Origin of the sequence: Nonomuraea sp. KM88 (assembly GCF_052245635.1) — a bacterium.
Taxonomy (GTDB): Bacteria; Actinomycetota; Actinomycetes; order Streptosporangiales; family Streptosporangiaceae; genus Nonomuraea.
On record NZ_JBQQCC010000003.1, the window covers coordinates 182,711 to 191,092 of the forward strand.

Annotated in this window: 7 protein-coding genes; 5 read left to right on the forward strand and 2 right to left on the reverse strand. The window is 73.0% G+C overall.

What is annotated here, in order from left to right; translation table 11 throughout:
- The first annotated feature begins 1 nt into the window (after window position 1).
- From ACTWPV_RS10480 to ACTWPV_RS10495, 4 genes are read left to right on the forward strand one after another with little or no spacing between them, the layout of a single operon-like run.
- Window positions 2-1,306 (forward strand): cytochrome P450, encoded by a 1,305-nt coding sequence (locus tag ACTWPV_RS10480; RefSeq protein WP_443151582.1) that lies wholly within the window; start codon window positions 2-4, stop codon window positions 1,304-1,306.
- A 2-nt stretch (window positions 1,307-1,308) separates the two neighbouring features.
- The gene (locus tag ACTWPV_RS10485) at window positions 1,309-2,889 is read left to right on the forward strand and encodes a peroxidase family protein (RefSeq protein ID WP_443151583.1); all 1,581 of its coding nucleotides are present in this window, start codon (window positions 1,309-1,311) and stop codon (window positions 2,887-2,889) included.
- On the forward strand, window positions 2,886-5,123 hold the full coding sequence (locus ACTWPV_RS10490; protein ID WP_443151584.1) for a hypothetical protein: 2,238 nt from the start codon (window positions 2,886-2,888) through the stop codon (window positions 5,121-5,123). Before ACTWPV_RS10485 ends, ACTWPV_RS10490 begins: the two co-directional genes overlap by 4 nt.
- 15 nt (window positions 5,124-5,138) lie before the next feature.
- On the forward strand, window positions 5,139-5,381 hold the full coding sequence (locus ACTWPV_RS10495) for a hypothetical protein (RefSeq protein ID WP_443151585.1): 243 nt from the start codon (window positions 5,139-5,141) through the stop codon (window positions 5,379-5,381).
- 40 nt (window positions 5,382-5,421) lie between these two features.
- Here the strand turns inward: ACTWPV_RS10495 and ACTWPV_RS10500 are convergent, their stop codons facing one another.
- Complete coding sequence (locus ACTWPV_RS10500; RefSeq protein WP_443151586.1) at window positions 5,422-6,900, reverse strand: flavin monoamine oxidase family protein; 1,479 nt, start codon at window positions 6,898-6,900, stop codon at window positions 5,422-5,424.
- 170 nt (window positions 6,901-7,070) lie between these two features.
- Between ACTWPV_RS10500 and ACTWPV_RS10505 the strand changes: the two genes are divergently transcribed.
- Window positions 7,071-8,204, forward strand: a complete 1,134-nt coding sequence (locus ACTWPV_RS10505) for a hypothetical protein (RefSeq protein ID WP_443151587.1) — start codon at window positions 7,071-7,073, stop codon at window positions 8,202-8,204.
- A 16-nt stretch (window positions 8,205-8,220) separates the two neighbouring features.
- On the opposite strand, the gene ACTWPV_RS10510 is transcribed toward ACTWPV_RS10505, so the two are convergent.
- Window positions 8,221-8,367, reverse strand: coding sequence for a VOC family protein (locus ACTWPV_RS10510; protein ID WP_443151588.1), 147 nt, complete (start codon window positions 8,365-8,367; stop codon window positions 8,221-8,223).
- Window positions 8,368-8,382 lie beyond the last annotated feature (15 nt).

Here is an 8,382-nt window from a genome sequence, read left to right on the forward strand (position 1 = left end):
CATGGGTGCTACCGATCAGGCGACCACGAGCGGCCATCTGGAGAGATACGACGAGGCGCTGGCCCGCGATCCGATGACGGCGCTGGGGCTCGTCCAGCAGTGGATGCGCACCGAGTGGCGCAGCCTGTTCGCCGAGTTGCGCGAGCGGCGGCCCGTCTTCGTCACGCCCGCCTTCACGGTCGTGACGCGCTACGCCGACGTGATCGAGGTGCTCTCCCGGGAGTCGGTCTTCTCCGTCCGCGCCTTCGGGCCGCGTCTGGACGCCGCGCTGGGCGGCCCGTACATGCTGGGCCGGGACGCCACCCCGATGAACTGGCGGGACAAGGGCCTGATGCGGGTCATTCTCGACCCGGGCGACACCGCCCGCGTGCGGGCGCTCGCGGGGCGCCTGGCCGACGAGGCCCTCGACGCCGCGCTGCCGGGTGGCCGCGTCGAAGCGGTCCACGCGCTGTTCCGGCACGTCGCCCTGGGCGTGTGCGCCGAATACTTCGGGCTTCCCGGGCCCGATCCCGGCACCCTGTCGCGGTGGACGCGGGCCATCGTCACCGACGGCTTCGCCAACTACGGGGGCGACCCGGCGATCCAGGAGGAGTCGGTACGCGCGGGCGCCGAGATGACGGCCTACCTGCGCGACCGGCTCGCCGGACTCCGGGTGGCGCCGCGCGCCGGGCGTGACCTGCCGGACGACGTCTTCACCCGGCTGGTCCGCACGAACCTGCCTCCCGGCCTCGGCCTGGAGGACGACGAGCGCATCGTCATCAACATGGCCGGCCTGCCGCTCGGCTTCGTCGAGAGCGGGCCGGGAGCCATGGCCGAGGCGGTCGAGCAACTGCTCCTGCGCCCGCAGGTGCTGGCGAAGGCCGCCGAGGCCGCCGCCGACCCCGCCGGCTTCGACCCCTACGTGTGGGAGGCGCTGCGCTTCAACCCGTTCTTCAAGCTGCTGCCCCGCATGTGCGAGCGCGACCACGTCCTGGCCGCCGGCACCCCGCGCGGCACGGTGATCCCCGCGGGCACGCTCGTGCTCGCCGCGCCCGCCTCGGCCATGTTCGACGCGGACGTGGTGCCGGAGCCCGGGGAGTTCCGCCTCGACCGGCCGCGCCACCACCATCTGTTCTTCGGCCACGGTCACCACTCCTGCCTGGGCGTGCACCCCGCCGCCGCGGTGGTCTGCGAGGTCGTCCGCCGCCTGCTGCTGCGCCCCGGTCTACGCCGTGTCCCGCCGCCGGAGGGGGTCCTCGTCAGATCGGGCGGCATCTTCCCCGACCGGTTCGTTCTCGCGTTCGGCCCCGCGGGCCAGGAAGGGTGACGATGGCGACGAGCAGTGCGCGCAGCGCCGCCACAGACGGGGTCGTCAACCGGCTCAGGTTCCTGGCGCTGACCGGCGGCAGGCCTGTCTGGGACGCCGTACAGGCCGTCCCGGCGCTGCGGCGGCGGGTCAACGCCGCGCTGATCGACAGCGCGATCCGGGAGATGCCGCCCCGGCCCGAGCCGCTCAGCACGATGGCCGGCTACACGTCGTGGCCCTCACTGACCGACCGCACCTACAGCGGCAGGCACCTGCCCCCGCTCCCCCTGCCCGAGGCGAACCGGCCGGCTCCCGAGCGCGCCGCCGACCTGTTCGCCCGTGGCGACACCATGATCCCCTGTCCGCGCTCGTCGGTGCTGTTCGCCTACTTCGCCCAGTGGTTCACCGACGGCTTCCTGCGCGGCGACACCAACGTCCCGCGCGACCCCCGTAAGAACACCTCCAACCACAACATCGACCTGAACCAGCTGTACGGCCTGAACGAGACGGCCACGGCGGCGCTGCGCATGTTCGACGGGGGCCTGCTCAAGAGCCAGACCATCGACGGCGGGGAGTTCCCGCCCCACCTGTGCGAGAGCGGCAAGATCAAGCCGGAGTTCGCCCCGCTGAGCGTGATCCGCTTCGACGAGCTCACCGACGCGCAGCGCGACGCCCTGTTCGCGACGGGGAGCGACCGGGGCAACATCCAGATCGGGTTCACCATGCTCACGGTGCTGTTCCTGCGCGAGCACAACAGGGTGGCGCGGCTGCTCGCCGGACGCCATCCGCGCTGGGACGACGAGCGCGTCTTCCAGACGGCGCGCAACATCCTCATCGTGCTGCTGATCAAGCTGGTGGTCGAAGAGTACATCAACCACATCACCCCCTACCACTTCCGCTTCACCCTCGATCCGCGGCTGACGGCGACGCTGGCCCACGCTCCCTGGCACCGCGAGAACTGGGCCTCGGTGGAGTTCAACCTCGTCTACCGCTGGCACAGCCTGATCCCGTCCCGCCTGTCGGTGGGCGGTCGTGACCTGCCGATGGCGCAGACCATGGCCGGCGGCGCGCTGATCCCCGAACCCGGCCTCGGCCGGCTCTTCGAGGACGCCTCCCTCCAGCGCGCCGGGCGCATCGGCCTGTTCAACACCGACCCCCTCCTGAGGCAGGTCGACGTGGCCAGCATCGCCGACTCGCGGGTGCTCGGCCTGGCGCCGTACAACAGCTACCGGCAACACTGCCGCTTTCCGCGGGTGCGCCGGTTCGAGCAGGTCTCCGGCGACGCGCGAGTCAGCGGCGCGCTGCGCGACCTCTACCGCGGCGTCGACGATCTCGACCTGTACGTCGGCCTGTTCGCCGAGGAGCCCGGCTCGCCCGACGCCATCCTGCCGCCGCTGCTCACGAAGATCATCGCCATCGACGCGTTCTCGCAGGCGCTGACCAATCCCCTGCTGGCCCCGAGGGTGTTCAACGCCGCGACCTTCTCCCCGGAGGGCATGCGGATCATCGCGACCACGCGAACGTTGTCGGACGTGCTGCACCGCAACGTCCCCGAGGACCCGCGTCCCCGTTTCGTCAGCATGACCCGGCGGCCGCCCCGGTGACCGCCCCAGAGCCCGAGCCCGAGCCCGAGCACGGGCCGTCCAGCGGAACGGCGGACGCGCCTGAAGGCGGACCGGGCGGCGGGGCGGGAGCCGCGGGCGGGCCGCTGCGGGGGGCGGCCCGCGAGCTCGTCGACATCGCGATCACCATCAGGCAGGCCGGCGTGCACGCCACGGCCGCGCTGACCGACGGCGCCCTGCTCACGGCCCTGCCCCACGCCCCCGCGGCGGGTCTCCTGGCCCACCGCGCGCTCCTGCACGCCCTCATCGACGGCGAGGGGCTCGGGTACGCGCCCGCCGGCGGCCGGCTGGGCACCCTGGCGGCGCGGCTGGGCGGGCTGGCGGGCCAGGAGAGCCTGGCCGTCCGCGTGCTGGCCACCTCGCTGCGGCTGCGCATCGCCGCCGTCGCCACCGAGCACCCCGAGCTGGCGCGCGACCCGCTCATCGTCCGGCTCGTCGAGGCGGCCGCCGCCGACCGCGATCTGGAGGCCGTACGCGCGCTGCGCGCCCTGCTCAAGGACCGCGGCGTGGTACGCGCGCTCAGCCAGATCGCCCCGGTCCTCGGCGAGGTGCTCGCCCTGCGGGCACTCCTGGACGAGAACCCGCTGAACGACCGCACCGCCTGGCTGATCGCGACCGGCACCGGCCGCGCCACCGCAGACCCGATCACCGGCATCAGCAACCGGGCCGTCGCCGCCCTCGACCGGGGGGCTGGCGCCGCGCGCAGGACGGGCCTGACCGCGGCCGAGGCCGCCCGGCTCGGCTCGGAGACGTCGCTGCTCGGCTTCCTGCGCAACATCAGCGTGCTCGGCACGACGGGCCGGGTGCTCATCCAGAGCGTCGAAGGCTCCGACGGGGTCGTGCGCCACGTCGTCCAGGCGCCCGGCATGCGCGCCGGGCGCCCCGACCACGACTCGCCTCAGGACCTGCTCGGAGCCTTCAGCAGCACCGTGCTCGACAGCAACCCGTACAGCCGCGCGCTGGCCGCGGCGGTACGCGACTACGGCCTGCCCCAGGGCGCCGAGGTGGCCCTCATCGGTCACAGCGCGGGCGGCGCGGCCATCATGAACCTGGCCCAGGACGCCGGGTTCTGCGCCCGCCACACCGTCACCCACGCCGTCGCCGTGGGCGCACCCGTCGACTTCAAACGGCCCGCCGACCCCCGCACCTGGGTCGCCAGCGTCACCAACCAGCACGACATCGTCCCCACCCTCGACGGGCAGGGCGCGGGAGCCTGCTTCGACCTGCACCCCGACTGGTACGTGGTGGACTACTCCGACGCCACGCATTTGTTCCCGCTCTGTCACGGCATCGACCGCTACATCGCCAACCTCGCCGAGGACCTGCCCGAGGCCCGCGACCTGATGGACGCTCGGCTCGCGCCGTACCGGGGGCCGGTCGTGCGCTCGCAGGCGTACCGGCTGTTCGACCACGCGCCGCGCCCCGGCGGCTTCCCCTTCCTCACCGTGCCCACCCACGCGGTGGACGGCCCTGACGGGCCGGTCGAGCTGCCGATCAGGTGCGCGGACGGCAGCTCTCTGACGACGTACTTCGCCGCCGACGCCGCCGCGGTCGCACGCCTGCTGCACGGGACGGGTCTCGGCCGGGCGGTCGGGGTCGCGGGCCGCGCGCTCGTCACCGTGCACGCCTCCTGGAACCGGCGCACCAGCGTGGGCGGCTACCGCGAGCTCCACCTCGGGCTGGTCGTGGCGGATCCGTGGCGCCCCCGGCCACCCGGCCTCGGCCTGCTCGGGGGTGCGGACCTGCTGCGCAGGGCCGACCGGCGGTGCTCGGGCGGTTTCATGGCGGGCTCCGTGGTCGACACCGCCGCCGTCCACGCCGTGGCGCCGAGGTTGTGGGGCGCCGGGCCGTACCTGGCGCCGCTGGAGTTCGGGCTCACCGCCAGGAGCGTCCGCGTCGCCGTCGGCGGCCCCGGCGACCGGCTGCTCACCCTGCACGGCCTGCTCGGGCCCGGGCTGCCCGCGAACGCCCCCGACCTGGTCGGCTACGCGCGGGGGGCGGCGGGCGAGACGCTGCGCTCCTGCGCCCGCGCCCGCGGGCGCGGGCGCCTGCACCCCCTCCCCCGGCTGCGGCTGACCGTCCAGCCGGGGTCGGCGCACCCGCTGGCCCACCGGCTTCGCGATCTGGGCCTCGACGGTGCCCGTCCGCTGCTGTGCCTGTCGGCCGGCACCCGCCGGCTGCTTCAGGACGCCGCCGTACCGTTGCCCGCCCCCTGACCGTCCGGAGGAGCCATGCCGGCCGATCCCGCCGTGATCGCCGCCCACGCCAAGGTCCTGCAGTCCGACGCCCGCGCGCTCGCCGACTGCGCCGAACGCCTGCAGAGGATCGGGGCGAGGTTGGAGGCGGACGGCATCGCGCCTCCTTGGTTGCGCGAGGCGGTCAACGCCCACCTCGCCGCCTGCGCCGCCGCCGCCGCGGACCTGAGCGCGGCGGCGGCCCGCCTCAGCGGCTACGCCGGGCGGGCGGGCCGCTGACGCGTCGCGCTCAGCTCGCCCTCCGGACAGCGGCCCGCGCTCAGCGCGCCTCGTGGACGGCGCGGGCGGCGCTCAGCCCCGACTCCAGGGCGCCCTCGATCCATGCGTGCCACAACGAGCAGTGCTCGCCGGCGAAGTGCACGCGGCCCTCCGGCGCGATGATCGCGTCATGCAGGCTGCTCTGCTGGTGCGGCTCGAACAGGGCGAAGGCGCCGGCCGCGTAGGGGTCGTTGTACCAGGCGTGCGTGACCCCGAACTCGAAGTGGTCGTGGATCTCCGGGTGGATCTTGGCGACGTCTTCCAGGGCCTGGTCGATCCGCTTCTGCGGCGGCATCGCGCCCCACCGCAGCGCGTCCTGGCCCCAGGTGTAGCTCGCCAGCAGGACCGAGCGGTCCTCGCCGGAAACCGGGTGCGAGGGATAGCAGATGCGCCGGATCGGCAGGTCGGTGACCGTGGTGCCGCCGACGATCCCGTCGGTCTGCTCCCAGAACGCCCGGCGTACCTGGAAGAGGATCTTGGTGGAGGCGTTGTAGTTGAGCTCGCGGATCGCCCGCTGCTTGCGGCGGGAGAAGGCGGGCCTGGTCTCGATGTCGCGCAACACCGAGAACGGGATCGTGCAGATGGCGTGGTCACCGGTGAGCGCCGTCCGGCCGGAACCCGTCCTGACGTGCAGGGTGACCGCGCGGTCGTCCTGCTCGATGGCGGTGACCTCGTGGCCGAACCTGATGTGGGCCTTGAGCTCCTGGTAGAAGGCGGCCGGCAGCCGGTCGGCGCCGCCCTCGATCTCCTGCATGTCCTCGAACGCCCGCCCGATGATCTCGCGGAACTGCTCGATGATCGCCGCGTTGAGGTTGGACTCCCTGAAGCTCATCACGCCGTAGAGCTCGATGGCCCCCTCGGAGAACCCGCGCTCGCGCAGGAAGCTGCGGATGGAGTAGCGGTCGTACTCGGCGCAGATGCGGTCGAGCGCGTCCTCACCCTCCCGCGCGTACAGGTCGTGGATCTCCTGCGTGGCCGTGCGCCACAGATCCTCGTAGGTGCGGCCGCGTTCGTGCTCGGCCAGGTCGAAGTCGACGAGGCCGGGGTCGGCGTTCAGCTTGCCCATCGTGGTCCTGACGCCCTGGAGGTAGGCGAGGGCGCTGGGGTTGCCCATGACGAACGGGCGCAGGGTCAGGCCGAACTTCGCGCAGTAGGCGAGGGTGAGGTCGTGCACGCGGGGGATCCGCATCGCGCCCGCCTCGGCGTACAGGCCGGGGGCGAAGCCGCGCAGGGTGAGCACGCGCCCGCCCACCCGCTGCTGCGCCTCCAGGACGACGGGCTCGTGCCCCTGGCGCATCAGCTCGTAGGCGGCGACCAGCCCGGCCATCCCCGCTCCGATGATGAGCACGCGCTTGCCGGGGCGTCCTCCGCCGGCGAGCCCCTGCTCCGCCGTGGCGACCACCTTCGCCGGCACCCTGAGATCGTGAGTCGGTCTCGGCGCTCCCGCGTCGGCCGCCGCCGGCATGGCCGCTGACTCCATCCACACTCCTTCATGGTCACGCAAAGCACATCCATGTTCACGCAAAGCGATGATACTCGCCGAGGAGCGGTCTCTTGGGGTGCGCGGTCGCGGGCGCGGTGGGACCCCACCATCTAGGCCAATATGGGTGATTGCAGCATGTGAGGCCGGATGTGCCCCACAATGGTGTGATGGCACACCCGCAGCAACCCCCGCCCCATGGGCCCTGGGGGCAACAGGGGCAGCAGGGGTACGGGCCGCCATCAGGCCAGGGCACCCCGGCGCCCGGATACGGTCCCCCTGGCCACCAGCAACACGGCCAGCCCGGTCACCCCGGGCAAGGCGCCCCACCGCCCGGCTACGGGCAACCGCCCGCCCAGGGGCCCACGCCGTACGGCCAGAACCCCGGCCAGTACGGCCAGAACCCCGGCCAGTACGGCCAGGACGCGGGCCAGTACGGCCAGGGCGCGGGTCACGGCCAGGGCCAGTCGCCTTACGGCCAGAACCCGGGACAGTACGGCCAGGGGCCTGGACAGTACGGCTACGGCAACCCGGGTGCGCCGCCCTACGGCTCCCAGCCGCCGGGCGGCCGGAACAACAACGCCGTGCTCATCGGCGTGATCGTCGTCCTGTCGGTGCTCCTCCTCGGCGGCGGCGCGTTCGGCGCGTACAGCTATCTCAACGCTCCGGGCCCCGCACCCACCACCATCGCCCAGCCGAGCACCTCGCCGTCCGCGCCGCCCACCTCCGCGCCGCCCACCTCCGCGCCACCGACGTCGGCACCGCCGACGGCCACGCCGACCGACACCCCTGAGCCTTCCAGCACGTCCAGCGGCAGCCAGGAAACGCCGCTCGACCACACCGAGTTCGACGACTGGAACTTCTCCCTGAAGGGCGAGAAGTACGCGGCGCGCAAGGTCGGCGGCTGGACGTACGACTCGTGCGACCCGGTGGACGCCGAAGGCGTGATGGCCGACAACCACTGCGAGAGCGCCGTCCAGCTCGCCTACACCGCGTACGGCGGGAACCTCAAGGCGGTGCAGATCATCTTGGCGTTCCCCTCCAGCACCGACGCCAGGAACACCGCGAAGCGGCTGAAGAACACCGCCGACAAGAACGTGGCCTGGCGCAGGAGCAGCGCCCACAGGAGCTACGCGTACGGCAAGATCTACACGGGCGCGTACGTCAAGCACCTGGTCATCACGATCGTCACCGCCAACTCCTCGGCCAAGTCCAAGGCCCAGAAGTTCCACACCGCCATGCAGACCGACCGCGGCGTCTACTTCTTCATGGGCCGTCAGAGCGAACGTGCCGTCACCAGCTGACCCGGGGACCCCGGCGTCAGACGAAATCGGCCGCCGTCATGCCCGCCGGAGGTCCGGGCGGCCACTGCACGAGCTCGATCCTGTGGCCGTCAGGATCGGTCAGCCATGACGTCCGTATCCCCGGGGCGCCGGCGTCCTTGACCGGGCGCGCGGGGTCGTGCACGAGCTCGAGGCCACG

What these genes read in the sequence shown, in the direction of transcription:
- ACTWPV_RS10480 (WP_443151582.1), top strand. Translation starts at nt 2, where the DNA reads ATGGGTGCTACCGATCAGGCGACCACGAGCGGCCATCTGGAGAGATAC.
- ACTWPV_RS10500 (WP_443151586.1), bottom strand. Translation starts at nt 6,900, where the DNA reads ATGGAGTCAGCGGCCATGCCGGCGGCGGCCGACGCGGGAGCGCCGAGA.
- ACTWPV_RS10485 (WP_443151583.1), top strand. Translation starts at nt 1,309, where the DNA reads ATGGCGACGAGCAGTGCGCGCAGCGCCGCCACAGACGGGGTCGTCAAC.
- ACTWPV_RS10495 (WP_443151585.1), top strand. Translation starts at nt 5,139, where the DNA reads ATGCCGGCCGATCCCGCCGTGATCGCCGCCCACGCCAAGGTCCTGCAG.
- ACTWPV_RS10505 (WP_443151587.1), top strand. Translation starts at nt 7,071, where the DNA reads ATGGCACACCCGCAGCAACCCCCGCCCCATGGGCCCTGGGGGCAACAG.